We start from the raw sequence: 24005 nt of genomic DNA, 5'->3' as shown, positions 1-24005 counted from the left end.
TTTTGGGGACGCAAAATGCAGGACATGCTGACGCACCTCGAAAAGCTTCGTCGGGACGCGGCGGAATGCGCATTGATCCGTGACCTGACGACAGACATCCGCAAGCGCGAACTGTTCACCAAGCTTGCCGACCATCTGACGACTCTGGCGGCGGAGGTTGAGAAGGCCATTGCGGCGGCACGCAAGGAGAGCGAGCCACCCGGCTCGACGGCCTGACCGCGAGACGGCCTGACCGCGATAAGTCTCAATTGATGCGGCGTCGCGGTTTCCAGTTCCCGCTTTGCAGATCGCTCCTAGGTGACCCGTTCAAACGTATCGGTGCTTGTCGTCACGGCCCGCCACCAGTTCACGGGCTGCAGGGCCGCCGGCTCGCCCTCGCCCGGCGCGACGAGCGCCTTGTCCGCCACGACGAACCATGCGGTCTCCATCTTGCCGTCGCGGAGCAAGCCGGTATAGGACACGACCCGGTCGCCGCTCGCGGAAGCCCCGACCGACGAAAAGCCGATGCAATTGCCCCGATGGACACCGACGATCGCAACCGTCTGGTTGTAGAAGCCGCTGTCCGGCAGCGCCGTGCGAAACGTCCCGGCGATGCGCCCGTCGGCCTCGCTGGTGATCTCGACGATCGAGCCGTACTGGTTCTTCCACTTGCCAACCCACGTCATTGCGCCTCCTGGTGCCGGTCGCGGTCGCCAACCTCGAGCAGGACAACCGCGGCGGGGAATCGGCGTTCCGAACGCCCGCGGGTCGCTGAAGGTGCTCGGTGAGGCTCGTTGGAACCGAACAGGTTCCCGTACGTTATCGGGAGTTCGGCAATTGAGAATCGACGAGCCGCCAGTTCCGGTGGGTGGCGGCGCGTCACGCGCAAACTGTCTTAACGAGACGTGTTGTATTTAGGGGCTCTTTATCTTGGCACAGATCGCAGATCTGCACTTCGGCAATCCAGATCAGGCCGGCCGGACGCCTCCGCCAGAGGCAGCACGATGAAGAACGCCTCCGCCATCTGGTACGTCTCGTTCGCCCTGAGAAATCCCGACGCCGGACACCACCGGTTCGCCCGCCAGACCCGCACGTTCACGAACGAACAGGATGCCAAGGCGTTTGCACGCACCCTGCTGATTGAAACCCAGGATATCAGCGCCGGGACGATCAATCCGCACGCGCCGCGGCGCGTGATCGCGCCGGCCGCGATCACCGCGTGGGCCGGCGAGGGCTGAGGGTGGGTTACAGGAATCGCGACGGCGCGAAGGGCCCGAGCGGAATCTCCGGCGGCTTGCCGCTCAACAACTGTGCGACCAGGCGGCCGGTGCGGGCCGAGCCGACCAGGCCGACATGGCCATGGCCAAACGCATAGACGACGTCGCGCGTGGCACTGCTATGGCCGATGCAGGGCCGGCCGTCCGGCATGCTCGGCCGATGGCCAAACCAAGTCTTGATGCGCGACGCCGGAATGTCCCGCGGCAGTTTTGGAAACATACCGAGCAGATGATCGCGCAGGATCTCTGCGCGCTTCCAGTTCGGTTCGGCGTCGAGGCCGGCGATCTCGACCGTGCCGGCGGCGCGCAGGCCCTTGTCGGTCCAGTTCACCACCATCTTGGCATCGGACGCCATCATCGAATTGCGCGGCCCGGATTCCGGATCCTCGATCATGACGTGGTAGCCGCGCTCGGTCTCCAGCGGGAGGGAATCGCCGATCGACGCAGTCAGCTGTTTCGAGCGCGCGCCGGCGGCGACGACCGCAGCGTCGCAGGCGATCTCGCCGGTCTCGGTGACGACGGCAACGAGCCGGTCACCCCTCAGCTTGAGGCCGGTCGCCTTCGCCGCGACGCGGACCGCGCCGTTCGCCACTGCGTGGGCGGCGAGCGCCGCGATATAGGCGCCGGGATCGCGGCAGCGTCCCGCCTCTTCGACGACGACGCCGAACTTGTAGCGCGGGTGCAGATCCGGCTCGCGCTGTCGCACCTCATCTTCATTCAGCTCAAGCCATTCGATGCCGACGCGCTTCCTGATGCGCCAGCCGAGATCGCCGTCAAAGGGCGCCCGGGAGGGAAACACGTGCATCACGCCGCGCCGCTCGATCAGTTCGCCGACGCCGGCCTCTTCGGCGAGCTGCCGGTGCAGCAGCGGCGCATCCTTCAACAGATCGCGCATCGCCCGCGCGGTAGCCTCGACCTGCGCCTCGGTCCGGCTCGACAAGAGATACTTGATGAGCCAGGGCAGCGCCTTCGGCAGATAGGACCAGCGGATCGCGAGCGGCCCGAGCGGGTCCATCAGATAGCCCGGAACCTTCTTCCAGGTGCCGGGCTCGGCCGGCGGAATCACCGAATGGGATGACAGCCAGCCGGCATTGCCGTAGCTTGCGGCCTGCTCGCCGCCCGGCTCGCCCGGATCGATCAGCGTAACGCGATGGCCAGCGCGGAGTGCCTCGATGGCGCTGATCACGCCGACGGCCCCAGCGCCGATGATCGCGACGTGGCGGCCTGCGGACGCAGGCATCAGTTGGCCGCCGCTTGGGGCGTAAAATCCTTGCCGACCGACAGCGCGCGCTGATCGACCAGGCAGTGCAAGATCGCCGGCTTGCCGGAGGCCAGCGCGCGCTCGAACGCCGGTGCGAAGTCTTCCGTGCGCTCGACCCGCTCGCCATGACCGCCGAAGGCCTTGGCGTAGAGCGCGAAGTCCGGGTTCTTGAGCTGGGTGCCGACGACGCGGCCGGGATAGTCGCGCTCCTGGTGCATGCGGATGGTGCCGTATTGCGCGTTGTCGATGATCACGACGATCAGCGGCGCGTCATACTGCACGGCGGTCGCGAATTCCTGCCCGTTCATCAGGAAGCAGCCGTCGCCGGCAAACGCCACGACGACGCGATCGGGATGGTGCCGTTTTGCCATCACCGCCGCCGGCACGCCGTAGCCCATCGAGCCCGAGGTCGGCGCGAGTTGCGCGGCGAATGTGTGGAAGCGGTGGTGGCGGTGCAGCCAGCCGGCATAGTTGCCTGCGCCGTTGCAGACGATGGCGTCCTTCGGCAGGCGGTCGCGCAGCCAGGTGACGACCTGGCCGTACTGGAAGCTGCCGGGAAGCTCGCGCGGCTTCTCGGTCCAGGCGAGATAATCGGCGTGCGCCTGCGCCGCTTCGCCCTTCCAGGCCGGCGTGGCCGCGGGCTTCATGTTTTCCACCGCGGCGGCGAAGGCGGCGGGGGTCGCCTGGATCGCGAGCGCCGGCTGATAGACGCGGCCAAGCTCCTCGGAGCCCGGGTGGACATGGATCAGCTTTTGCCGTGGGGTGGGAATGTCGAGCAGCGTATAGGACGACGACGGCATTTCCGACATGCGGCCGCCGATCAAGAGAATGACATCGGCATCGGTGATGCGCGCCTTGAGCTGCGGGCTCGGGCCAATCCCGAGATCGCCGGCATAAAGCGAATGGTCGGCGTCGAACAGCGAGGCGCGGCGGAACGAGGTCGCAACCGGCAGGTCGAAGCGCTCGGCGAAGCGCGCGATGCCTTGTGCGGCCTCGGCGGTCCAGGCCGAGCCGCCGAGCACGACGATCGGCGCCTTGGCGCCGGCCAGCATTGCGCCGAGCCGATCGAGGTCCGCCGGCGCGGGCCAAGTGGCCGCCGGCTCGACCTTGGGCGCGTCGGCCACCGCGGCGGTTTCGGTCAGCATGTTTTCCGGCAGCGAGATCACGACCGGTCCCGGGCGGCCCTGCAGCGCAACGCGGAAGGCGCGCGCGACCAGCTCCGGAATACGGTCGGGCCGGTCGATCTCGACCGCCCATTTCGCCATGGTGCCGAACACTGCCTTGTAGTCGAGCTCCTGGAACGCCTCGCGCTCGCGCATGCCGGTGTCGACCTGGCCGACGAACAGGATCATCGGCGTGGAATCCTGCATCGCGATATGCACGCCGTGCGCGGCATTGGTCGAGCCGGGGCCGCGGGTGACGAAGCAGATGCCGGGCTTGCCGGTCAGCTTGCCATAGGCCTCCGCCATCATCGCGGCGCCACCCTCGGCCCGGCAAATCACCACGTCGATCGGACTGTCATGCAACGCGTCGAGGGCCGCCAGATAGCTCTCGCCCGGCACGCAGGTGACGCGCTCCACGCCCTGCGCGACCAACTGGTCGATCAGGATTTGGCCTCCGGTGCGGGCATTGCTCTTGGTCATGACGGCTCCCTGCGAACGTTGCGCGGGCACGGCGCCGCGCGCGGATCATGGTCCACGGGGGTATGATACACGGCAATATGGCGCAAGGCCGAAGTGGCCGCGGGTTGCGGCGGGCGCATCGGGCCATGCGGCGGGGAATGGGCGGCGCGGGAATGCCGCCGACCCGCGTAGGAATAGCGGGTCATTCCGGTCCTCCATCCCCGTCATGACGGAACGACAGACACCCGCCCCTTACAGCGAGCGGGCGATCAGCAGCTTCATGATCTCATTGGTGCCGCCGTAGATCTTCTGGATGCGGGAATCGATGAACATCCGCGAGATCGGGTATTCCTGCATGTAGCCGTAGCCGCCGTGCAGTTGCAGGCATTCGTCGGCGGTCTCAACCTGCTTCTGCGAGCACCACCATTTCGCCATCGACGCCGTCACGGTGTCAAGGTCGCCGGCGACCAGCCGTTCGACACACCAGTCGACGAAGACGCGGGCGATCATCGCCTCGGTCTTGCGCTCGGCGAGCTTGAAGGCGGTGTTCTGGAATTCGAGCAGCGGTTTTCCGAACGCGGTGCGCTCCTTGGTGTATTCGGCGGTGATCTTCACCGCGCGCTCCATCGAAGCGACGGCGCCGACCGCGAGCGCGAGACGCTCCTGCGGCAATTGCTGCATCAGCTGCACGAAGCCGTTGCCCTCCTCGGCCCCGAGCAGGTTTTCCGGCGGCACCGTCACATTGTCGAAGAACAGCTCCGACGTATCTGATGCGTGCAGGCCGATCTTGTCGAGGTTGCGGCCGCGCCGGTAGCCCTCGGCGCCGGCAGTTTCCACCACGATCAGCGAGATGCCCTTGGCGCCGGCTGCGCCGGTGCGCGCCACCACGATGACGAGGTCGGCGGCCTGGCCATTGGTAATGAAAGTCTTCTGGCCGTTGATGACGTAGCTATTGCCCTGCTTCCTGGCCGTGGTCTTGACGCTCTGCAGATCCGAACCGGTGCCGGGCTCGGTCATCGCGATGGCACCGACCATCTCGCCCGAGGCCATCTTTGGCAGCCAGCGCTTCTTCTGCTCCTCCGAGCCGTAGTTGAGGATGTAATGCGCGACGATCGCGCTGTGCACGGAGACGCCGGTCGTCACCTCCGGCACCGTGCTCTCGATGTCCTCGAGCACCGCGGCGTCATAGGCGAAGGTGGCGCCCAGGCCGCCATAGGCCTCGGGCACGCTGGGCAGCAGCGCGCCCATCTCGCCGAGCGCGCGCCAGGCTGACCGGTCGACCAGCTTCTGCGCGCGCCACTTCTCGGCGTGCGGCGCTAGGTCCTTGGCGAGGAATTTGCGGAACTGGTCACGAAAGGTGTCCAGCTCCTCGGTCATCCAGGACGATCGGTATTGCATGCTACCTCGCTCGAAATCGCTTAGATCAGAAGACCGCCGCCGGCGACGATCACCTGACCGCTGATGTAGTTCGATTCCGGCGCGCAGAACAGATAGACCGCGTCCGCCGCCTCCTCCGGCGTGCCGCCGCGGCCGAGCGGGATCATCCGGCCCATCGCCTCCAGCATCTGCGGCTGCACGCCGACCTTGATGTCGCGGCCGGCGACGTCGATGGTCTTCTGCTGGGTCTCGATCGGCTGGGTCAGGCGGGTGTTGATCAGGCCGAACGCAACGCAATTGACATTGACCTTGTAGCGGCCCCACTCCTTGCACATCGTCCGCGTCAGCCCGATCAGCGAGGCCTTTGCCGACGAATAGCTTGCCTGTCCGGCATTGCCGTAGAGCCCCGCGATCGAGGAGATGTTGACCACCTTGCGGAACACCTCGCGGCCGGTCTCGGCCTCCTTCTTAGCCATCAGGCGGATCGGCTCGGCCGCCGCGCGCATGATGCGGAACGGGGCGACCAGATGGACGTCGAGCATCGCCTGGAACTGCTCGTCGGTCATCTTCTGGATCGTCGAGTCCCAGGTGTAGCCGGCATTGTTGACGATGATGTCGAGACCGCCGAACTGTTCGATGGCCGCCCCTATGAAGCGATCGGCAAAGCCCGCCTCGGTCACGCTGCCGTTGACCGCAACGGCGTCGCCGCCGGCGGCCTTGATCTCGGCGACGACCGCATTGCCCGGCTCGGCATCGAGGTCGTTGACGACGACCCGCGCGCCCTCACCCGCGAGCTTCAGCGCAATCGCCCGCCCGATGCCGCGGCCCGAACCGGAGACGAGCGCGACTTTGCCTTGCAGTTTGGACATTCAAATTCTCCCTAGACGACATTATTCGCTGTGAGCGCGCCTCGCCTCTCCCCGCCTGAGGCCGGAACGCATCGAAGATGCGTTCCGGGTGAGGGGGAGTCTCCGCGAGTCCGTCTATCACCGTTGACGTAGAGACGGCCCCTCACCCCAACCCTCCCCCCGTAAGAACGGGGCGAGGGAGCGCAGTCTTGCTGCGGTTACAGTTTCTCCCTACACCGCGATGCTCGCCGCCCTGCTCAATCAGCTCCGTCACGGTGCCCTCGCAGGTCAGCTTGGCGCCGAGCTGGGTGATCGCGGCAAAGCGCGTCGAGAACGAGCGGATGCGCGACGGCGCGACCGCGTCGGTCAGCGCCTGGCCGAGATAGCCCATGACGAGCATGCCGTGGCTGAACACGTCCGGGAAACCGGCGGCCTTCGCGAAGTCGATATCGACATGGATCGGATTGTGGTCGCCCGAGGCGCCGCAATACAGCGCAAGGCGGTGGCGGGTGATCGGCGGGAACTCCTTGTGCACGAGGCGGTCGCCGACGGTTGGAGACGTTGCACTCATGACGGCCTCGCATTGCGCACCACGACGGTGCGCGAGAGGTCGGCGACGTGAACGCCGGCCTGGTTGGTGACCTCGGTCTCGACCACGATCAGGGTCATCGCCCCGCCCTTCTTGTCGGTCACGCTGGTGACGCGCGGCTTGAACGTGAGCACATCGCCGACCACGACCGGTGCGTGATAGTCGAAGCGCTGCTCGCCATGCAGCACGCGGGCGAGATCGATGCCGAGTGCGGTCAGGAATTCGAACGGCATGGTGGCGTCCATCATCTCCAGGCAGAACAGATAGGTCGGCGGCACCGGGGCCGCCGTGAAGCCGGCCGCCTGCGCGGCCGTCTCATCGCGGTAGACCGGATTGGTTTCCCCGAGCGTATCGAGGAAGAAGCGCAGGCGCCCCGGCTCGACGCGCGCGGTCACGGACGTGAACTCGCGTCCGACAGCGGATTGATCGACCACGGCGCGGCCTCAGGCGCGTTCGTACAGCGTGACGACGCAGGCGCCGCCGAGGCCGAGATTGTGCTGCAGGCCGATCCGCGCGCCCTCGACTTGCGTGGCGGCCGCCGTGCCGCGCAGCTGCCGGGTCAACTCGTAGCACTGCGCAAGGCCGGTGGCGCCGAGCGGGTGGCCCTTCGACAGCAAGCCGCCGGACGGATTGGTGACGATCTTGCCGCCATACGTGTTGTCGCCGTCGTCGATGAAGCGCGCCGCCTCGCCCTGCTTGCAGAGGCCGAGCCCCTCATAGGTGATCAGCTCGTTATGGGCGAAGCAGTCGTGCAGCTCGACGACGTCGAGATCATCGGGGCCGATGCCGGCAGTCTCGTAGACCTTGTTCGCGGCATCGCGCGCCATGTCGTAGCCGACCACCTGCATCATATCGTTGGCCCCGAAGGTGGACGGCGTGTCCGTCGTCATCGCCTGCGCGGCGATGCGGACCTGCTTGTTGAGGCCGTGCTGCTCGGCGAACTTCTCCGACACCAGGATCGCCGCGGCGCCGCCGCAAGTCGGCGGACACGCCATCAGCCGCGTCATCACGCCGGGCCAGATCACCTGGTCGTTCATCACGTCCTCGGCGGTGACCTCCTTGCGGAACAGCGCCAGCGGATTGTTCTTGGCGTGACGGCTCGCCTTCGCGCGCACCTTGGCAAATGCACTCAGCGGCGTGCCGTATTTCTGCATGTGGCTGAGACCGGCACCGCCGAAATAGCGCAGCGCCAGCGGCACGCCGGGCGCGTCGACGAGCTTGTCGGCGGCGGCATCGAAATCGTCGAAGGCGCTGGGGCGGTCGGTGAACACGGCGCCGAGCGCGCCGGGCTTCATCTGCTCGAAGCCGAGCGCCATCACGCAATCGGCCGCGCCCGATTCGATCGCCTGCCGCGCCAGAAATAGCGCGGTCGAGCCGGTCGAGCAGTTGTTGTTGACGTTGACGATCGGGATGCCGGTCATGCCGACCGGATAGAGCGCGCGCTGCCCGCAGGTGGAGTCGCCATAGACGTAGCCGACATAGGCCTGCTGCACCTTGCCGTAGTCGAGGCCGACGTCGGCGAGCGCGAGCTTGGCGGCCTCGGCGCCCATCACGTGATACGGCGCATTGGCGCCGGGCTTGACGAACGGGATCATGCCGACCCCGGCAACATAGGTGCGTGACGTCATCCTTGCTCCTCCCGAAAATTACCCGCTGGACTATTTATTACCCATGGGTAATATACGGAGCGTTTCACGGAGTCAATGCGACAGCAGCCGCGACATGGATGCCAGCTCCCCCTTCTCCAATCAGGACTCGCCCTGGCTGCCGTTCGAGAGCCGGCGCCGCGCGCGCGACGAGAAGCGCGAAGCGGTCCTGCGCACGGCCGTCGCGCTGTTCCTGGAGCAAGGCTATCACCGCGCCACGCTGAACGAGGTCGCCAAGCGGCTGAACATAACCAAGCCGGCGCTCTACAATTATTTCCGCGGCAAGGACGAGATCCTGTTCGAGTGCTGGGCGATCGGCAACGAGCTGGTCGACGAATGCATCGCCGAGACCTCGGCGGGCGGCGGCACCGGTCTCGACAAGCTGCGCAAGCTCACCGTCCGCTACGCCGAGCTGATGACCGCCGACTACGGCAAGAGCCTCGTGCGGTTCGACCTGCGCGATCTCAGCGACGACAACCGCAAGATCGTGCGGAACGCGAAGCGGCGGATCGACCGCGCCTTCCGCGACTATATCGCGCAGGGCATCGCGGACGGCTCGATCAAGCCGTGCGATCCAAAGCTGTCGGCGTTCGCGATCGCGGGCTCGCTGAACTGGATCGGCCACTGGTTCCAGCCCGGCGGTGCCATGAGCGGACGGGCCGTTGCCGAAGAATTCGCGATCCGCCTCACCGAGGGCATCGCCACCACATCGAAGAAGAAGGCGGACAAACCGCCACGCACGGGAAACGCATCAAGGGAGGAGACGCGTGAACATCACACACGGACTGCGGCGCGCGCTGCAGGTCAATCCAAACGGGCTCGCGGTCGCCTGCGGTGAACGGCGGCGCAACTGGCGCGAGGTCGGCGACCGTGTCGCCCGCCTCGCCGGCGCCATCCGCTCGCTCGGCGCACGGGATGGCGACCGCGTCGCGATCCTGTCGCTGAACTCCGACCGCTATCTCGAGCTCTATCTCGCAGTCGGCTGGGCCGGCGCCGTGATCGTGCCACTCAACATCCGCTGGTCTCCGATCGAGAACGAAGACGCGCTGCGCGACTGCCGCGCCGATATCCTGTTTGTCGACAAGGCGTTTGCGCCGGTCGGCACTGCGCTCGCAAAGGCCATTCCCGCATTGAAGCTGGTCTACGCCGATGACGGCGAAACGCCGGCCGGCATGGAGAATTACGAGACGCTGATCGACCGCACGGCGCCCATTCCGGATGCGATGCGCGGCCGCGACGATCTCGCCGGTATCTTCTACACCGGCGGTACCACCGGCCGCTCCAAGGGCGTGATGCTGAGCCACGGCAATCTGATGGCCAACGCGCTCAATGCGCTCAGCGAAGGGCTATGGCCGGGCACCTCGGTCTACCTGCACGCGGCACCGATGTTCCACCTCGCCAATGGCGCGGCGATGTATTCGGTGCTGCTATCCGGCGGCTCCAACGTCGTGATCCAGGGTTTTACGCCCGACGGCGTCGCGGCCGCGATCCAGAAGGAACGCGTCACCGACGTGCTGCTGGTGCCGACCATGATCCAGATGTTCGTCGATCACCCGACCCTCGCCAACTACGATCTGACGTCACTGAAGCGGATCGCTTACGGCGCCTCGGTGATCTCGGATGCCGTGCTGATGCGCGGCATGAAGGCGCTGCCGCATGTCGAGTTCACGCAAGCCTATGGCATGACCGAGCTGTCGCCGATCGCCACGATCCTGCACTGGAAGGAGCATATCGGCGATGGCCGCGCCAAGGGCCGGCATCGCGGCGCCGGCCGCGCCACGTTCGGCGCCGAGGTCAAGATCGTCGACGCCAAGGACAAGGTCGTTCCAACCGGCACCGTGGGCGAAATCGCGGTACGCGGCGACATGGTGATGATGGGCTATTGGGAACGGCCGGAGGAAACCGCGCGCGCCCTGATCGACGGCTGGATGCACACCGGCGACGGCGGCTACATGGACGAGGACGGCTTCATCTATGTCGTCGACCGCGTCAAGGACATGATCATCTCCGGCGGCGAGAACGTGTATTCGGCCGAGGTCGAGAACGCCCTCGCCCAGCATCCCGCGGTAGCGCAATGCGCCGTGATCGGCATCCCGAGCGAGCGTTGGGGCGAGCAGGTCCACGCCATCGTCGTGATGAAGAGCGGTGCCAACGCCACGCCGGAGGAGCTGATGGAGCACTGCAAGACGCTGATCGCCGGCTACAAATGCCCGCGCAGCGTCGATATATCAGCGACACCACTACCGCTCTCGGGCGCCGGCAAGATCCTGAAGCGCGAGCTGCGTCGGCCGTATTGGGAGAACCGGGAGCGGAGCGTGAGCTGACGCCAAGAACCGTAGAGACTGCCGCGCGGCACCAGCCAGCCCACCCTGCGCATCGCATGACGCCGTGCGAGGGCAGCCGTTGACATCGGAGCACGCGACCGATTGGATCGATCGAGAGTCAATCCAGCGAGTTCCGATGTCGACATCCGATACCAATGCCAACGGCATGCCGCGCCGCCTGATGCACCGCCGCTCGGTCGACTGCACGGGCTACCTCCGCGATGACGGCCTGTGGGAGGTCGAGGCGCGGCTGGTCGACACCAAGCCGTATGCCCGGCAGGACCGCCATCGCGGCGCGCAGCAGCCGGACGATCCCGTGCATGACATCCGCCTGCGGCTTGCGGTCGACGACAGCTTCACGATCCGCGAGACCGGCACCACGATGGCCTCGACGCCCTACCCATCCTGCCTCGATGTCGAGGGCATCCTGCAACGCCTGGTCGGCGAGCGCATCGGCAAGGGTTGGCGCGAGATCATCAGACGCAAGATCGGCAAGCTCGAGACCTGCACGCATCTGCAGGAGCTGCTCGGTCCCGCGGTGACGACGCTGTTCCAGACCGTGTCATCAGGCAAGGACCCGCAGGGCCGCGGCGCGCTGGATCACCAGCGCGACGCCAAGGAGCCGCCATTCTTCGTCGGCGGCTGCTATTCGTGGCGGCTGGATGGGCCTGTGGTCGCCGAGATCTTTCCGCAGTTCGCGACCAAGCCCGTCGAAGCGAAGCAGGAAACGTAGTCGCTTCCTGTGGCCCGGCATCGTGTTCATCCCGCTGGTTCTGCGCGCCGGACGATCTCGCACAACGTCAGCGTTAGAGCGTGATCCGGAAAAGTGCGCTGCGGCCGAATGGGGCCAGCCATGCGCCGCGTCAGGAGGCCCGCAGCCCGGAGAGCGCCAGGCTGAGCGCACGCAGCCGCTTGCGCGCGTCCGGATCATAGGCCTGCGGATGGGCGCGCGCCTCGCGCATGCCGTCGAAGAACAGCCCGCTGCGATCGGCGACGTCCTCGCTTTGCACCAGGCGCAGGATGGCGTCGCCGCCCTGCTCCACGGTCGACATCGGCGTCGCGCCGCTGGCACGCACCATCGTCGTGTTCATGTAGGTCGCCGGATGCAGCGCGTTGACGGTGACGCCCGAGCCCGCCAGCGTCTCGGCGAGATCGATGGTGAACATGATCTGTGACAGCTTGCTCTGCCCGTAGGCGCGCCCGCCGCTGTAGTTCTTCGTGATCATGACGTCGTCGAAATCGATCGGATGCTGGCCGATCGAGGCGACGTTGACGATGCGCGCCGGCCGGCTTTCCTTCAGCCGCGGCAGCAAGAGATGCGCCAGCAGGAAGCCAGCGAGATAGTTGACCGCAAAGCGCAGCTCGTGGCCATCCTTGCTGGTCTGCCGCGCCGGACCCTCGTTCTGCGAGCCGATTCCGGCATTGCTGACGAAGACGTCGAGCCGCTCCTGATCGTCGAGCACGAGCTGGGCGAACTCGCGCACCTCGGCGAGCGAGGACAGGTCGGCCTGATAGAACATCGGCTCGCGGCCGCTGACCCGCTTGATCTCGTCGGCCAGCGTCTGCGCCCGCTTAGTGTCGCGGCCATGGATCAGGACCCGGGCGCCGCTCGACGCGAGCTTCAGCGCGACATAGCGGCCGACGCCGTCGGTGGAACCGGTGATCAGGACCGTCTTGCCTTCCATCGTCATTGCATCGTCCTTCGGGCTGTTCTCCCTGCGCCACTGCCAAGATAGCGCCGCGGCGCCGGCTTTGCCATGGCATACCAGTGCCAACTCCGCCGGGATGCAGGATGGGCAGAGCGCATGAACGGTTTGTCGCGCGGCTAGCGGTCGCGCGTCGCCGCGCCGCGCGTCAGCATGGGCGCGTTCTGATATCGTCGGGCTGAACGACGGAACCAGGACCGAAATGTCTTCAACCATTTCAGACAGGATCATGCGGAGAGCTCCCTCGCTGGAGCCCCTCGGCATGCTGCTGTTGTTCGGCGTGCTGACCGCGCTGCCGATCATCCTGACCGCGCGTTGGGTTGAGCCCGCACTCGTCCTGCCCGCGCTCAGCCTGCTTCTGTTCGTGCAGGCAGCCCTCGCCGCAATCGTTGCGCACGTGATTCACGTGCGCACCAGCGCGGCAGGGTTAAATCTGTGGGATTTTGCCGGCGCCTTCACTTTCATGGGATGCGCGGCAGCGATCCTCGGCGAGCCAGATCAGGCCGCGCTGTTCTTCGAGGAACAGGCCGCGCTGCGTCCGGTGTCGCGACCGTAAAACCCCAGGCCGGGCCCCTCTGGCAGCCACAAGCTGCGATGTCGGACTGGAACGCAAGTTGGAGTGGCCCTGCTCGACCCGCGACGCATGATCTGCGCCGTGGCGGATTTGCCGTCGTGTGACGGCAACAACCCATCTCGTCGCAGTGGATCCACTCCCCCGACAACCAGGGGAGCCGACCCATGTCCGAACTATTCTCGCCCGACCTATTCTCGCTCGATAGTCTCAGCGCGTTGGTGCAGGTCGTCATCATCGACCTCGTGCTGGCCGGCGACAATGCCGTCGTGATCGGCCTCGCCGCCGCGGGATTGCCCGAGAAGCAGCGCACCAAGGCGATCCTGATCGGGATCGGCGCCGCGACGCTGCTGCGCATCGGCTTCGCCATCGCGACGACGCAGCTGATGCAGGTCGTCGGCCTGTTGCTCGCCGGCGGCATCCTGCTGCTCTGGGTGTGCTGGAAGATGTGGCGTGAGCTGCGCGCGTCGACCCATGAGGCGTCCGCCGAGCTCGGTGCCGACGGTGCGCCGGTGCCCCGGAAGACGCTGATGCAGGCCGCGACGCAGATCATCGTAGCGGACGTCTCGATGTCGCTCGACAACGTGCTGGCGGTCGCGGGCGCGGCGCGCGAGCAGCCGATCGTGCTGGTATTCGGCCTCGTGCTCTCGATCGCGATGATGGGCGCGGCGGCCTCGTTCATCGCCAACCTGCTGCAGAAGCACCGCTGGATCGCCTATGTCGGCTTGGCCGTGATCCTCTATGTCGCCATCGACATGACGCTGCGCGGCTTCTCGGAAGTCGCCAAGGTCGCGCCGACATAGCGCTCGGTTCACCTCTCCCGCTTGAGGGCAGAGCGATCGCATGTGAGGCGCGTAAGCTTATCAGCTGGTTCACTTCGCCTCTCCCGCTTGCGGGGGAGGCCGACGCGCGTCGTGAGATGTGTGGCGCGTGGGGGTGTATCCACGGTGAGATTCTCTATGCGGAGACACCCCCACCCCGCCCTCCCCCGCAAGCGGGAGGGAGCGCAGTTCCGTCGCGGCGCTAGTGAATCTCCGCCGAGCGCTTCAGCGCGTCCTTCAGCTTCTCGAGCGAGAAGTCCTTGGATCGCGCGATCTCGAGGATCGGCGTCTCGCGCCGGCCGCAGAGCTCGGCGGCCTCAGGCAGCTTGGCTGCAAGCTCATAGGGGATCACGATGGCGCCGTGGCTGTCAGCGTGGATCAGATCGTCGGAGCGCACCGTCATGCCGGCGACGCGGACCTCGCCGCCGAAGCTTTCGGCATGCACCCAGGCATGCGACGGCCCGATCGAGCCGGCCAGCGCCTGAAAACCCGGAGCCCATTGCGGGATGTCGCGGATCGACCCGTCGGTAATGACGCCGAGGCAGCCGAGCGCCTTGTGCACGGCGCTCTGCACCTCGCCCCAGAACGCGCCGTAGCCGACGTCGGGACCGTCGATGTCCTGGATCACGGAGATACGCGGGCCGAAGCCGGTGCCGACATATTCGTAGTACTCGATGCGGCGCTTCGATTGCTCCTCGGCCGAGAGGCCGGACTTCAGCACCGAGCGGATCGCGACCGTGCGGGCGTAGCCGACGATCGGCGGCAGGTTCGGAAACGGGCAGACCAGCGGCTTCACCGTGTAGCCGATCAGGCGGCGCTCCGGCGCCACGATCTCCATCGCGTTGCAGATCGTCGGCGTGTCGTAGCGCCCGAGCGCCTCGAGGACGGAGGCAGGAAGCGGGGCGGAAGCGGATGTCGTCACGGCGTTTCTCTCCTGATTTTTGGCGTTCGCTAGCCGGTCAGAGCCTCTTAGCCGAGATCGGACGCGAACCCAACCGAGGCAGGCGAATGGCTGATATTTGGAGGAGCGAGCTCAACACTGTCTGAAGGGTGACGGATTGTTTGCTCAACTTGCTCGGTGTCATCGTCCGGCTTGACGAGCGATCCAGTATTCCCAGAGACAGCCGTTATTGAGCCGATAAGCCGCGGCGTACTGGATCGCCCGGTCGATGTTGGCAGTTGCGCACAGACCGAACGATGACAGCGGTGGGTGAGGACAAAGCTTCACACCCTCTCAGGATCACCGGTTTAAGAGATGTTTCAGTTCAGCCTTGCCGGACGATTGTCCTGATCCGTCGTCGTGGCCGCTGGCGGATAAGCCGGCGCGGCGTCCGGGGCAGGCGCACTCGCGGTGGCCGTCTGCGCGGCGAGTGCGCGCTCGTGATCGCGGTAGGTCTTCCAGCCCCACGGCAGGCTGATCAGATAGGCCACCGTGCCGGCCGACAGGATATGCCAGGGATAGCCGATCAAGAGCGCAACGAAGACCACGACCGCGACGAACACCGGCAGCACCATTTCCGGCGGCACCCGCATCTTCACGGTCTTGCCGGAGAACACCGGCAGCCGCGACACCATCAGGAAGGCGATCAAGAGCGTATAGAACGCAGTCAGCGTCGCCGGGGGCATCGGCACGCCGAGGAAGGCGAGATAGACCGGCAGCAGCACGGTGATCGCGCCGGCCGGCGCCGGCACGCCGGTGAAGTAATTGGCGGCAAACGGCGGCTTGTTCGGATCGTCGATCGAGGCGTTGAAGCGGGCGAGGCGCAGGCCGCCGGAGATCGCGAACACCATCGCGGCGATCCAGCCGCCATTGTTCAGTTCATGCAGCTGCCAGAAATACAGGATCAGACCCGGCGCGACGCCGAAATTGACGAAGTCGGCAAGACTGTCGAGCTCGGCGCCGAATTTCGACTGGCCCTTGATCATGCGCGCGACGCGGCCGTCGATGCCGTCGAGGATCGCGGCGAACACGATCGCGGCGACCGCGAGCTCCATCCGCCCCTCTGTCGAGAGCCTGATCGCAGTGAGGCCGGCGCAGATCGCCAGCAGTGTGATCATGTTGGGCACGAGCATCCGCACCGGGATCGGGCGGAACCGGCGGCGGCGATACTCGGGCGAATTGGGATCCGATGGCATCATGGTGATATAATATAGCAAGCGCGGCCGCGCTCCGCCATTGCGGGCGGAACCGGCTGATCGGGCTGCCGAAACAGAGTTAATCGGCGCGGAACGTGCGGCCGGGATCGGTCTCGCGGAAATCCGCCAAAATCGTCTCGCCGGCGATCGCGGTCTGGCCTTCGGAGACCAGCGCCTTGGTGCCCTCGGGCAGATAGACGTCGAGCCGCGAGCCGAAGCGGATCAGGCCGAAGCGCTCGCCGGCACCGATCGACTGCCCCTCCTTGACGAAGCAGACGATGCGCCGCGCCACCAAGCCTGCGATCTGGACCACGCCGATGCGGCCGTTCGCGGTCGAGATCACCAGCGAGTTGCGCTCATTGTCCTCGCTCGCCTTGTCGAGCTCGGCGTTGATGAAGGCGCCCGGCCGGTAGGCGATGCGGTCGATGCGGCCGGCAACCGGGGCGCGGTTCACGTGGCAGTTGAACACGCTCATGAAGATCGAGACCCGCGGCAGCGGCCGGTCGCCGAGGCCGAGCTCGGCCGGCGGCAGCGCCTGCACCACCATGGAAACGCGGCCATCGGCCGGCGACACCACGATGCCGTCGCGCACCGGCGTCACCCGCACGGGATCGCGGAAGAACAGCGCGCACCAGATGGTGAGCACGGTGCCGAACCAGCCCAGCGGGGTCCAGATCCAGAACAGGATCAGGCTCGCCAGCGCGAAGCCGCCGATGAAGGGATAGCCCTCCGGGTGGATCGGCGGGATCTGCGCCCGGATGGAATTGGCGATCGACATCTGGTCTCGCTGTGCTGTCCCGCCCCGCGGGCGGAGGATCGGCGCCCTAAATCGACTATTCCGCGGCGGTCGGCAAGGGTCTGTCGCCCGTAACCGGAGCGGATTCCTCCGGCGGTTCGGCGACTGCCGGCGGCAGGCGGTTCGGCGTCTGGCCCTTGTCGTCGACCTGGGCGAGCTTTTCGCGGGCGGCCTCGGCTTCGCGCTGCCGGTTCCACATGCTGGCATAGAGGCCATCGGCGGCCAAAAGCCGCGCATGGGTGCCGCGCTCGGCGATCCGGCCCTGATCCAGCACGATGATCTCGTCGGCGCCGACGATGGTCGAGAGCCGGTGCGCGATCACCAGCGAGGTGCGGTTGCGCGAGACCCGCTCCAGCGCGCCCTGGATCTCGTGCTCGGTGTGGCTGTCGAGCGCCGAGGTCGCCTCGTCGAGCACCAGGATCGGCGGCGCTTTCAGCACCGTGCGCGCAATCGCGACGCGCTGCTTCTCGCCGCCCGAGAGTTTCAGGCCGCGCTCGCCGACCGGGGTCTCGTAACCCTGCGGCGACATCCGGATAAAGCCGTCGATCTGCGCCAGCCGTGCCGCCTCCTCCACCTCCTCGTCGCTGGCGCCCCAGCGGCCGTAGCGGATGTTGTAGCGGATGGTGTCGTTGAACAGCACGGTGTCCTGCGGCACCATGCCGATCGCCGCGCGCAGCGAGGTCTGCGTCACACTCCTGATGTCCTGCCCGTCGATCAGGATGCGGCCGCCGGAGACGTCATAGAGGCGGAACAGCAGCCGCGAGATGGTCGACTTGCCAGCGCCGGACGGGCCGACGATCGCAACCGTCTTGCCGGCCGGCACCTCGAAGCTGAGGCCCTTGAGGATCGGCCTGTCAGCCTCATAGGCAAAGCGGACATCCTCGAAGCGGATGGTGCCTGACGACACCTCAAGCGGCTTGGCGCCCGGAATGTCCTTCACTTCGGGATCGCGCGCCAGCACCTCGAACATCTTTTCGATGTCGATGATCGCCTGCTTGATCTCACGATAGACCATGCCCATGAAATTCAGCGGCTGGTACAGCTGGATCATCATCGAGTTGATCAGCACGAAATCGCCGACCGTGTGGGTGCCGTTGCGGATGCCGAATGCACACATCACCATGGTTGCGGTGAGGCCTGCGGTGAAGATCACCGCCTGCCCGGTGTTGAGCACGGCGAGCGAGGTATAGGTCTTCACGCTGGCCTGCTCGTAGCGCTCCATCGAGCGGTCGTAGCGCCTGGCCTCGCGTTCCTCGGCGCCGAAATATTTCACCGTCTCGTAGTTGAGCAGCGAGTCGATCGCCTTGGTGTTCGCCTCGGTGTCGGAATCGTTCATCCTGCGGCGGATCTCGATCCGCCACTCGGTCGCGATGTAGGTGAAGTACATGAACACGACGACCGTGAGCAGCACCGCCAGCACGTAGCGCCAGTCGAACTGCCACAGCAGCACGGCCGAGAGCAGTGCGACCTCGACGATGGTCGGGATCAGTTGCAGGATCACCATCCGCACGATGGTCTCGATGCCGGTGCGGCCGCGCTCCAGCACGCGGGTCAGGCCGCCGGTCTTGCGCTCGAGATGGAAGCGCAGCGACAATTCATGCATGTGCACGAAGGTGATGTAGGCGAGCCGCCGCACCGCGTGCATCGCGACACGGGCGAAGATGCCGTCGCGCCACTGCGTCAGCACCGCCATGATGATGCGCACCGCGCCGTAGCTGATCGTCATCAGCACCGGCGAGGCGATCAGCCAGACCATCCAGTTCGACGGCGCGACCGGCGCCGAGCCGACGCCGTTCAGCGCGTCGATCGCCCATTTGAAGGTGAACGGCACCGACAGCGTCGCGAGCTTGGCGAACAGCAGCAGCACCACCGACCAGACCACCCGCATCTTCAGATCGGCGCGATCGCCCGGCCAGATGTACGGCCAGAGGTGAACCAGCGTGCCGATCAGCGTCGCCTTCTCGGCGGCAGACGGCACGGCAGCGGGCGGCTCGACCGCGGGCACCCGGGGCTGGGGCGGCGCCATCAGCAGCCCGCCCGCACCGTGACGGCACACGGGCCGGCCGTCACATCTTTTCCATCATTTGCCATTGTGCCGGTCATATAGATCGTTTGAATGCGACGTACAGGTTTGTGATGAAATTTGTTCGCGATTCGCGGGAATTTGCGGGATTTTTTGCCCCTCAATCCCCATATGCAAGGCTTGACCCTATTTACGCTGCAGTGCCACAAGGATCATATGAACCAAATCAAGACTGTCTGTGTCTATTGCGGCTCCGGCCCCGGGAACAATCCACGCTTTGTTGAGGCTGCCATCGCGCTCGGCAAGAGCTTTGCGGAGAACAACGTCCGCCTGGTCTATGGCGGCGGCTCGATCGGCCTGATGGGCGCCGTCGCGAAATCCACACTGGAGCACGGCGGCTCCGTCACCGGCATCATCCCGGAATTCCTGCGGGCGCGCGAGAACGCGCTGACCTCGATCCAGGAGATGATCATCACGCCCGACATGCACGAGCGCAAGCGGCTGATGTTCGAGCGCTCCGATGCGTTCGTGGCGCTGCCCGGCGGCGTCGGCACGCTGGAGGAACTGGTCGAGCAATTGACCTGGCAGCAGCTCGGTCGTCACCACAAGCCGATCCTGCTCGCCAACATCGACAATTTCTGGGAGCCGCTGCTGGCGCTGCTGAACCATATGCGCGCCACCGCCTTCATCCGCGCGACCCTCGACGTCAACGTGCTGATGGCGGACCGCGTCGATGACATCCTGCCGCGGCTGCGCTCGGCAGTCGCGCGGACGCCCGAAGCTGCCAAGGAGCTCGCGCCGGAAGTGGCGCGGCGGCTGTGAAGGATTAGGCGACCAACCTATCCCCGTCATCCTGAGGTGCGAGCGCTTGCGAGCCTCGAAGGATGCTCGGCCCGGCTGGTGGCCGTCGATCGTTCGAGGCTCGCCGAAGAGGCTCGCACCTCAGGATGACGGATCACTGGGGGACTGTGTAAGAAACTCACTCGCTCGGAAACGTCACGGCCTCGATGCGGTTGCCGTCGGGGTCCAGCACGAAGGCCGCGTAGTAGCGCACGCGGTCGTGCGGGCGGAGGCCGGGAGCGCCGTCGGAGCTGCCGCCGGAGGCGAGCGCTGCGGCATGGAAGGCATCGACCTCGGCGGTGGTTTTCGCACGCAGGCAGATGTGCGTGCCGCTTGCATGCGGCACCGCTGCCATCGCGGCGCGCAGATTGATCCAGAATTCCGGATAGGCCTTGCCGAAGCCGATTGTCGCCGGCCGGGTGACGAGGCGAGCAAGGCCGAGCGCTGCCAGCGTGGGCTCATAGAACCGCGCCGCGCGGTCGAGATCGCGGACGCCGACGGAAACATGGTCGATCATGAGCTCCCTCCTCCTGCCAAAACCGTAGCCCGGATGAGCGCAGCGACATCCGGGAAAGCGGTCAAGGCAGCCCCGGATATCGCTTCGCTCATCCGGGCTACGTCTTCACACCGGCGCGCCCGATTTCACGAGCTTGTAGACCAAAGAATCCATCAGCGCCTGGAACGAGGCGTCGATGATATTCGGCGAGACGCCGACCGTGATCCAGCTCTCTTCGGTCTCGTCCTCGCTCTCGATCAGGACGCGGGTGACCGCCTCCGAACCGCCGTTGAGGATACGCACGCGGTAATCGATCAGCTTCAGCCCGTCGATGTACTTCTGGTACTTGCCGAGGTCCTTGCGCAGCGCGACGTCGAGCGCGTTGACCGGCCCGTTGCCCTCGGCGGCCGAGATCAGCCGCTCGCCGGCGACGTCGACCTTGACCACGGCAAGCGCGACGGTGACGCGCTGGCCGTTGGCGTTGTAGCGCTGCTCGACATTGACGTCGAACTGCTCGACCTTGAAATATTCCGGCACCTTGCCGAGCGTGCGCCGCGCCAGCAGCTCGAACGAGGCGTTGGCCGACTCATAGGCAAAGCCGGCCGCCTCGCGCTCCTTCAGTTCCTCGACCAGGCGGGTCAGCCGCGGATCGTTCTTGTCGTAGGCGATGCCGGCACGGTCGAGCTCGGCCATCACATTGGAGCGGCCGGCCTGGTCGGAGACCAGCACCTTGCGGTGATTGCCGACGGCATCGGGCGAGACATGCTCATAGGTCTGCGGATCCTTCAGCACCGCGGAGGCATGGATGCCGGTCTTGGTGACGAAGGCGCTCTCGCCGACATACGCCGCATGGCGGTTGGGCGCGCGGTTCAGCATGTCGTCGAGCGTGCGCGACACCTGCATCAGCGTCGCCATCTTCTCCGCGGTGACGCCGATCTCGAACTTCTCGGAAAACTCGGTCTTCAGCCGCAACGTCGGGATCAGCGAGCACAGATTGGCATTGCCGCAGCGCTCGCCGAGGCCATTCAACGTGCCCTGGATCTGCCGCGCGCCGGCACGCACCGCGGCGAGCGAATTGGCCACCGCCTGCTCGGTATCGTTATGGGCGTGGATGCCGAGATTGGCACCCGGCACATGCTTGATGACGTCGGCGACGATGGTCTCGACCTCATGCGGCATGGTGCCGCCATTGGTGTCGCACAGCACCACCCAGCGCGCGCCGGACTCGTACGCCGCTGTGGCGCAGGCCAGCGCAAAGTCGCGATTCTCCTTGTAACCGTCGAAGAAATGCTCGCAATCGACCATCACCTCGCGGCCGAGCGCCTTTGCCGCCGCGACGCTGTCGCGGATCGAGGCGAGATTTTCCTCGTTGGTGGTCTCCAGCGCGACGCGGACCTGGTAGGCCGAGGATTTTGCCACGAAGCAGATCGCATCCGCCTTGGCCTCCAGGATGCCGGCGAGACCGGGATCGTTCGCGGCCGAGCGGCCCGGCCGCCGCGTCATGCCGAACGCGGTGAAGCGCGCGTGATTGAAATCGGGCTTCCTGCTGAAGAACTCGCTGTCGGTCGGGTTGGCGCCGGGATAGCCGCCCTCGACATAGTCGATGCCGAGTTCGTCGAGCATCTTCGCGATCACCTGCTTGTCCTGCAGCGTGAAGTCGACGCCGTTGGTCTGCGCGCCGTCGCGCAGCGTGGTATCGAACAGATAGAGGCGTTCGCGGCTCATGCGTGGCCTCCCGGAGGTGAAGGCGCCGCGCCGTCGAGCGTCTTCTGCATCGTCGTGTTGGCGAGCCATTCGCCGTTGATGGTGACCGAATTGCGCTGCTGCGCGACGTAGCCGCGCTTGCGGAAGAAATCCAGCGCGGTGTCGCTGGCATCGACCTTGAGCAGCTTGGCGCCGCGGCTGCCCGCAATCTTCTCCAGCGCCTCGCACAGCGCGGCGCCGACGCCCTGCCCCACCACGCTCGGATGCACGTAGAGCATGTCTATGTAGTCAGTGCCTTTCAGCGAGGCGAAACCGACCGGCGCGCCCTGCAGCGAGGCGATCAGCGTGAGCTGGCCGGCGAGCTTCTTGCCGAAGGCGGCCTCGTCCTCGGCGGCCATCGCCCAGGCTTCCTGCTGCGCCTCGCTGTAGTCATCGCCGGTCAGGTCCGTGATCGACGCCGCAAAGATCGCCGCCAGCAGCGGCGCATCGTCTGGCAGATATGGACGCAATGCGGGAGCGGAACGGCTCATCGCGCAACCTCCCAGGTGGTGCCTTCCTTGGAGTCCTTGATCACCACGCCCATCGCGGCGAGCTGATCGCGGATGCGATCGGACTCCTTGAAGTCCTTGCGCGCCCGCGCCGCGGTGCGCTCGGCGATCAAGGCTTCGACGGCAGCGGCATCGATACCGCTCGCCTGCTGCTTGCGGCTCTTCCACGCATCGGCGCTCTCCGACAGGAAGCCGAGCAGCCGGAGCGAGCCGGCCAGTTCCTTGCGACTCTGCTCGCTGCTCGCGGCGGCAGATCGCAGCCCGTGCAGCACGGCCATCGCCTGCGCGGTGTTGAGGTCGTCATACAGCGCCTCGACCATCGCCGGCGACGGCAGACCAGGTTCGGCGTCGCCTGCGACCTCATACCAGTCGTCGAGCGTCCGGGCGGCCTCTTCCGCCGCCTTGCGCGTCCAGTCGAGCGGCGAGCGATAATGCGTCTTCAGCATCGCGAGCCGCAGCACCTCACCCGGCCACTCGGCCAAGAGATCGCGGATCGTGAAGAAGTTGCCGAGACTCTTCGACATCTTCTCGCTCTCGAGCTGAAGAAAGCCGTTGTGCATCCAGACATTGGCCATGCGGTCGGAATGGAACGCGCAGCAGCTCTGTGCGAGTTCGTTCTCATGATGCGGGAACACGAGGTCGATGCCGCCGCCATGGATGTCGAACTTTTCGCCGAGATGCTTCCAGGCCATCGCCGAGCACTCGATGTGCCAGCCCGGCCGACCCTCCACCGTGATGCCGGCAGGCGACGGCCATGACGGCTCGCCCGGCTTGGCCGGCTTCCACAGCACGAAGTCGGTATTGTCGCGCTTGTAGGGCGCGACGTCGACGCGGGCGCCGGCGATCATCTCGTCGAGCGAGCGCTTCGACAGCGCGCCGTAACGCGGCAGCACTGAGTTGGCGGCGTTCATCGCCTGCGGCGAGAACAGCACGTGGTCTTCGGCGACATAGGCGAAGCCGCCGGCGATCAGCTTCTCGATGATCGCGCGCATCTCCGGGATGTGCTCGGTGGCGCGCGGCTGTACCGTGGGCGGCAAGCAGCCCAGCGCGGTGACGTCGTCCTGGTACTGCTGGTAGGTCAGCTCCGTGACCTTGCGGATCGCCTCGTTGAGCGGCACGCCGGGATAGTCCCGCGCGGCGCGCTCGTTGATCTTGTCGTCGACGTCGGTGATGTTGCGGACGTAGGTGACGTGCTCTGCGCCGTAGCGATGACGCAGCACGCGGAACAGCACGTCGAACACGATGGCGGCGCGGCCGTTGCCGATATGGGCGAAGTCATAGACCGTCGGTCCGCAGGCATACATGCGGACGTTGTTGGCATCGAGCGGCATGAATGGCCGCTTCTCCCGGGTCAACGTATCGTAAAGACGCAATTCCATGGATCACCGTCCCTTGCGGCCGGGCGTCCAGTGATTCTCAGGGCGATTGAGAAAAGACGGCC

Annotated in this window: 25 protein-coding genes; 8 read left to right on the top strand and 17 right to left on the bottom strand. The window is 66.1% G+C overall.

What is annotated here, in order from left to right; translation table 11 throughout:
- Positions 1-15 precede the first annotated feature (15 nt).
- Complete coding sequence (locus J6500_RS21975; RefSeq protein WP_225714783.1) at positions 16-216, top strand: hypothetical protein; 201 nt, start codon at positions 16-18, stop codon at positions 214-216.
- 77 nt (positions 217-293) lie between these two features.
- Here J6500_RS21975 and J6500_RS21970 read toward each other — a convergent pair whose 3' ends face one another.
- On the bottom strand, positions 294-665 hold the full coding sequence (locus J6500_RS21970) for an avidin/streptavidin family protein (RefSeq protein WP_225714782.1): 372 nt from the start codon (positions 663-665) through the stop codon (positions 294-296).
- A gap of 318 nt (positions 666-983) precedes the next feature.
- On the opposite strand from J6500_RS21970, the gene J6500_RS21965 reads away from it, so the two are divergent.
- Positions 984-1217: a hypothetical protein gene (locus J6500_RS21965; protein ID WP_225714781.1), complete on the top strand. Its 234-nt coding sequence runs from the start codon at positions 984-986 to the stop codon at positions 1215-1217.
- Between the two features lie 7 nt (positions 1218-1224).
- Here the strand turns inward: J6500_RS21965 and J6500_RS21960 are convergent, their stop codons facing one another.
- The 7 genes from J6500_RS21960 to J6500_RS21930 all read right to left on the bottom strand — a co-directional run bounded on the left by J6500_RS21960 (position 1225) and on the right by J6500_RS21930 (position 8581).
- The gene (locus tag J6500_RS21960) at positions 1225-2496 is read right to left on the bottom strand and encodes an NAD(P)/FAD-dependent oxidoreductase (RefSeq protein ID WP_225714780.1); all 1272 of its coding nucleotides are present in this window, start codon (positions 2494-2496) and stop codon (positions 1225-1227) included.
- Positions 2496-4160, bottom strand: a complete 1665-nt coding sequence (locus J6500_RS21955; RefSeq protein ID WP_225714779.1) for a thiamine pyrophosphate-binding protein — start codon at positions 4158-4160, stop codon at positions 2496-2498. The genes J6500_RS21960 and J6500_RS21955 overlap by 1 nt, the downstream gene beginning before the upstream one ends.
- A gap of 231 nt (positions 4161-4391) precedes the next feature.
- Positions 4392-5537, bottom strand: coding sequence for an acyl-CoA dehydrogenase family protein (locus tag J6500_RS21950; RefSeq protein WP_225714778.1), 1146 nt, complete (start codon positions 5535-5537; stop codon positions 4392-4394).
- 20 nt (positions 5538-5557) lie between these two features.
- Entirely contained in the window at positions 5558-6385 is an 828-nt protein-coding gene (locus J6500_RS21945) for an SDR family NAD(P)-dependent oxidoreductase (RefSeq protein ID WP_225714777.1), read from the bottom strand.
- 142 nt (positions 6386-6527) lie between these two features.
- Positions 6528-6935: a MaoC/PaaZ C-terminal domain-containing protein gene (locus J6500_RS21940; protein ID WP_225714776.1), complete on the bottom strand. Its 408-nt coding sequence runs from the start codon at positions 6933-6935 to the stop codon at positions 6528-6530.
- On the bottom strand, positions 6932-7387 hold the full coding sequence (locus J6500_RS21935; protein ID WP_225714775.1) for a MaoC family dehydratase N-terminal domain-containing protein: 456 nt from the start codon (positions 7385-7387) through the stop codon (positions 6932-6934). Before J6500_RS21935 ends, J6500_RS21940 begins: the two co-directional genes overlap by 4 nt.
- Positions 7388-7396: 9 nt before the next feature.
- Positions 7397-8581: a lipid-transfer protein gene (locus J6500_RS21930; RefSeq protein WP_225714774.1), complete on the bottom strand. Its 1185-nt coding sequence runs from the start codon at positions 8579-8581 to the stop codon at positions 7397-7399.
- Positions 8582-8675: 94 nt separating this feature from the next.
- On the opposite strand from J6500_RS21930, the gene J6500_RS21925 reads away from it, so the two are divergent.
- From J6500_RS21925 to J6500_RS21915, 3 genes are all read left to right on the top strand, one after another.
- On the top strand, positions 8676-9437 hold the full coding sequence (locus J6500_RS21925; RefSeq protein WP_225714773.1) for a TetR/AcrR family transcriptional regulator: 762 nt from the start codon (positions 8676-8678) through the stop codon (positions 9435-9437).
- The gene (locus J6500_RS21920; RefSeq protein ID WP_225714772.1) at positions 9367-10923 is read left to right on the top strand and encodes an acyl-CoA synthetase; all 1557 of its coding nucleotides are present in this window, start codon (positions 9367-9369) and stop codon (positions 10921-10923) included. The genes J6500_RS21925 and J6500_RS21920 overlap by 71 nt, the downstream gene beginning before the upstream one ends.
- A 136-nt stretch (positions 10924-11059) precedes the next feature.
- Entirely contained in the window at positions 11060-11656 is a 597-nt protein-coding gene (locus J6500_RS21915) for a DUF2889 domain-containing protein (RefSeq protein WP_225714771.1), read from the top strand.
- Positions 11657-11786: 130 nt separating this feature from the next.
- Here J6500_RS21915 and J6500_RS21910 read toward each other — a convergent pair whose 3' ends face one another.
- Positions 11787-12614: an SDR family NAD(P)-dependent oxidoreductase gene (locus tag J6500_RS21910; RefSeq protein WP_225714770.1), complete on the bottom strand. Its 828-nt coding sequence runs from the start codon at positions 12612-12614 to the stop codon at positions 11787-11789.
- 277 nt (positions 12615-12891) lie between these two features.
- Here J6500_RS21910 and J6500_RS21905 point away from each other — a divergent pair, with 277 nt between their 5' ends.
- Entirely contained in the window at positions 12892-13185 is a 294-nt protein-coding gene (locus tag J6500_RS21905) for a hypothetical protein (protein ID WP_225714769.1), read from the top strand.
- A gap of 182 nt (positions 13186-13367) precedes the next feature.
- Complete coding sequence (locus tag J6500_RS21900) at positions 13368-14003, top strand: TerC family protein (protein ID WP_225714768.1); 636 nt, start codon at positions 13368-13370, stop codon at positions 14001-14003.
- A 220-nt stretch (positions 14004-14223) separates the two neighbouring features.
- Here J6500_RS21900 and J6500_RS21895 read toward each other — a convergent pair whose 3' ends face one another.
- From J6500_RS21895 to J6500_RS21880, 4 genes are all read right to left on the bottom strand, one after another.
- Positions 14224-14943: an RraA family protein gene (locus J6500_RS21895; protein WP_225714767.1), complete on the bottom strand. Its 720-nt coding sequence runs from the start codon at positions 14941-14943 to the stop codon at positions 14224-14226.
- 338 nt (positions 14944-15281) lie between these two features.
- Complete coding sequence (pssA, locus tag J6500_RS21890; protein ID WP_225714849.1) at positions 15282-16157, bottom strand: CDP-diacylglycerol--serine O-phosphatidyltransferase; 876 nt, start codon at positions 16155-16157, stop codon at positions 15282-15284.
- A 79-nt stretch (positions 16158-16236) separates the two neighbouring features.
- Positions 16237-16974 (bottom strand): phosphatidylserine decarboxylase, encoded by a 738-nt coding sequence (locus J6500_RS21885; protein WP_312018233.1) that lies wholly within the window; start codon positions 16972-16974, stop codon positions 16237-16239.
- A 16-nt stretch (positions 16975-16990) separates the two neighbouring features.
- Positions 16991-18979 carry an ABCB family ABC transporter ATP-binding protein/permease gene (locus J6500_RS21880; protein ID WP_225714765.1) on the bottom strand — a complete coding sequence of 663 codons (1989 nt, stop codon included), beginning with the start codon at positions 18977-18979 and terminating at the stop codon, positions 16991-16993.
- Between the two features lie 213 nt (positions 18980-19192).
- Between J6500_RS21880 and J6500_RS21875 the strand changes: the two genes are divergently transcribed.
- The gene (locus tag J6500_RS21875; protein WP_225714764.1) at positions 19193-19798 is read left to right on the top strand and encodes an LOG family protein; all 606 of its coding nucleotides are present in this window, start codon (positions 19193-19195) and stop codon (positions 19796-19798) included.
- Between the two features lie 157 nt (positions 19799-19955).
- On the opposite strand, the gene J6500_RS21870 is transcribed toward J6500_RS21875, so the two are convergent.
- The 4 genes from J6500_RS21870 to cysS form a co-directional block, all read right to left on the bottom strand.
- On the bottom strand, positions 19956-20333 hold the full coding sequence (locus tag J6500_RS21870; protein ID WP_225714763.1) for a VOC family protein: 378 nt from the start codon (positions 20331-20333) through the stop codon (positions 19956-19958).
- A gap of 105 nt (positions 20334-20438) precedes the next feature.
- Positions 20439-22037, bottom strand: a complete 1599-nt coding sequence (cimA, locus tag J6500_RS21865; RefSeq protein ID WP_225714762.1) for a citramalate synthase — start codon at positions 22035-22037, stop codon at positions 20439-20441.
- A complete protein-coding gene (locus tag J6500_RS21860) occupies positions 22034-22546 on the bottom strand; it encodes a GNAT family N-acetyltransferase (RefSeq protein WP_225714761.1) in 513 nt (170 codons plus the stop codon). Before J6500_RS21860 ends, cimA begins: the two co-directional genes overlap by 4 nt.
- A complete protein-coding gene (cysS, locus tag J6500_RS21855; RefSeq protein WP_225714760.1) occupies positions 22543-23943 on the bottom strand; it encodes a cysteine--tRNA ligase in 1401 nt (466 codons plus the stop codon). Before cysS ends, J6500_RS21860 begins: the two co-directional genes overlap by 4 nt.
- Positions 23944-24005: the final 62 nt, after the last annotated feature.

Source organism: Bradyrhizobium semiaridum, assembly GCF_020329505.1.
GTDB lineage: Bacteria > Pseudomonadota > Alphaproteobacteria > Rhizobiales > Xanthobacteraceae > Bradyrhizobium > Bradyrhizobium semiaridum.
This window is presented reverse-complemented; position numbering and strand designations above follow the sequence as displayed.

Coding starts and splice junctions, on each gene's coding strand:
- J6500_RS21975 (WP_225714783.1), top strand. CDS start 16: ATGCAGGACATGCTGACGCACCTCGAAAAGCTTCGTCGGGACGCGGCG.
- J6500_RS21915 (WP_225714771.1), top strand. CDS start 11,060: ATGTCGACATCCGATACCAATGCCAACGGCATGCCGCGCCGCCTGATG.
- J6500_RS21860 (WP_225714761.1), bottom strand. CDS start 22,546: ATGAGCCGTTCCGCTCCCGCATTGCGTCCATATCTGCCAGACGATGCG.
- J6500_RS21940 (WP_225714776.1), bottom strand. CDS start 6,935: ATGAGTGCAACGTCTCCAACCGTCGGCGACCGCCTCGTGCACAAGGAG.
- J6500_RS21905 (WP_225714769.1), top strand. CDS start 12,892: ATGCTGCTGTTGTTCGGCGTGCTGACCGCGCTGCCGATCATCCTGACC.
- cimA (WP_225714762.1), bottom strand. CDS start 22,037: ATGAGCCGCGAACGCCTCTATCTGTTCGATACCACGCTGCGCGACGGC.
- cysS (WP_225714760.1), bottom strand. CDS start 23,943: ATGGAATTGCGTCTTTACGATACGTTGACCCGGGAGAAGCGGCCATTC.
- J6500_RS21880 (WP_225714765.1), bottom strand. CDS start 18,979: ATGGCGCCGCCCCAGCCCCGGGTGCCCGCGGTCGAGCCGCCCGCTGCC.
- J6500_RS21945 (WP_225714777.1), bottom strand. CDS start 6,385: ATGTCCAAACTGCAAGGCAAAGTCGCGCTCGTCTCCGGTTCGGGCCGC.
- J6500_RS21925 (WP_225714773.1), top strand. CDS start 8,676: ATGGATGCCAGCTCCCCCTTCTCCAATCAGGACTCGCCCTGGCTGCCG.
- J6500_RS21970 (WP_225714782.1), bottom strand. CDS start 665: ATGACGTGGGTTGGCAAGTGGAAGAACCAGTACGGCTCGATCGTCGAG.
- J6500_RS21965 (WP_225714781.1), top strand. CDS start 984: ATGAAGAACGCCTCCGCCATCTGGTACGTCTCGTTCGCCCTGAGAAAT.
- J6500_RS21930 (WP_225714774.1), bottom strand. CDS start 8,581: ATGACGTCACGCACCTATGTTGCCGGGGTCGGCATGATCCCGTTCGTC.
- J6500_RS21960 (WP_225714780.1), bottom strand. CDS start 2,496: ATGCCTGCGTCCGCAGGCCGCCACGTCGCGATCATCGGCGCTGGGGCC.
- J6500_RS21900 (WP_225714768.1), top strand. CDS start 13,368: ATGTCCGAACTATTCTCGCCCGACCTATTCTCGCTCGATAGTCTCAGC.
- pssA (WP_225714849.1), bottom strand. CDS start 16,157: ATGCCATCGGATCCCAATTCGCCCGAGTATCGCCGCCGCCGGTTCCGC.
- J6500_RS21950 (WP_225714778.1), bottom strand. CDS start 5,537: ATGCAATACCGATCGTCCTGGATGACCGAGGAGCTGGACACCTTTCGT.
- J6500_RS21910 (WP_225714770.1), bottom strand. CDS start 12,614: ATGACGATGGAAGGCAAGACGGTCCTGATCACCGGTTCCACCGACGGC.
- J6500_RS21870 (WP_225714763.1), bottom strand. CDS start 20,333: ATGATCGACCATGTTTCCGTCGGCGTCCGCGATCTCGACCGCGCGGCG.
- J6500_RS21875 (WP_225714764.1), top strand. CDS start 19,193: ATGAACCAAATCAAGACTGTCTGTGTCTATTGCGGCTCCGGCCCCGGG.
- J6500_RS21955 (WP_225714779.1), bottom strand. CDS start 4,160: ATGACCAAGAGCAATGCCCGCACCGGAGGCCAAATCCTGATCGACCAG.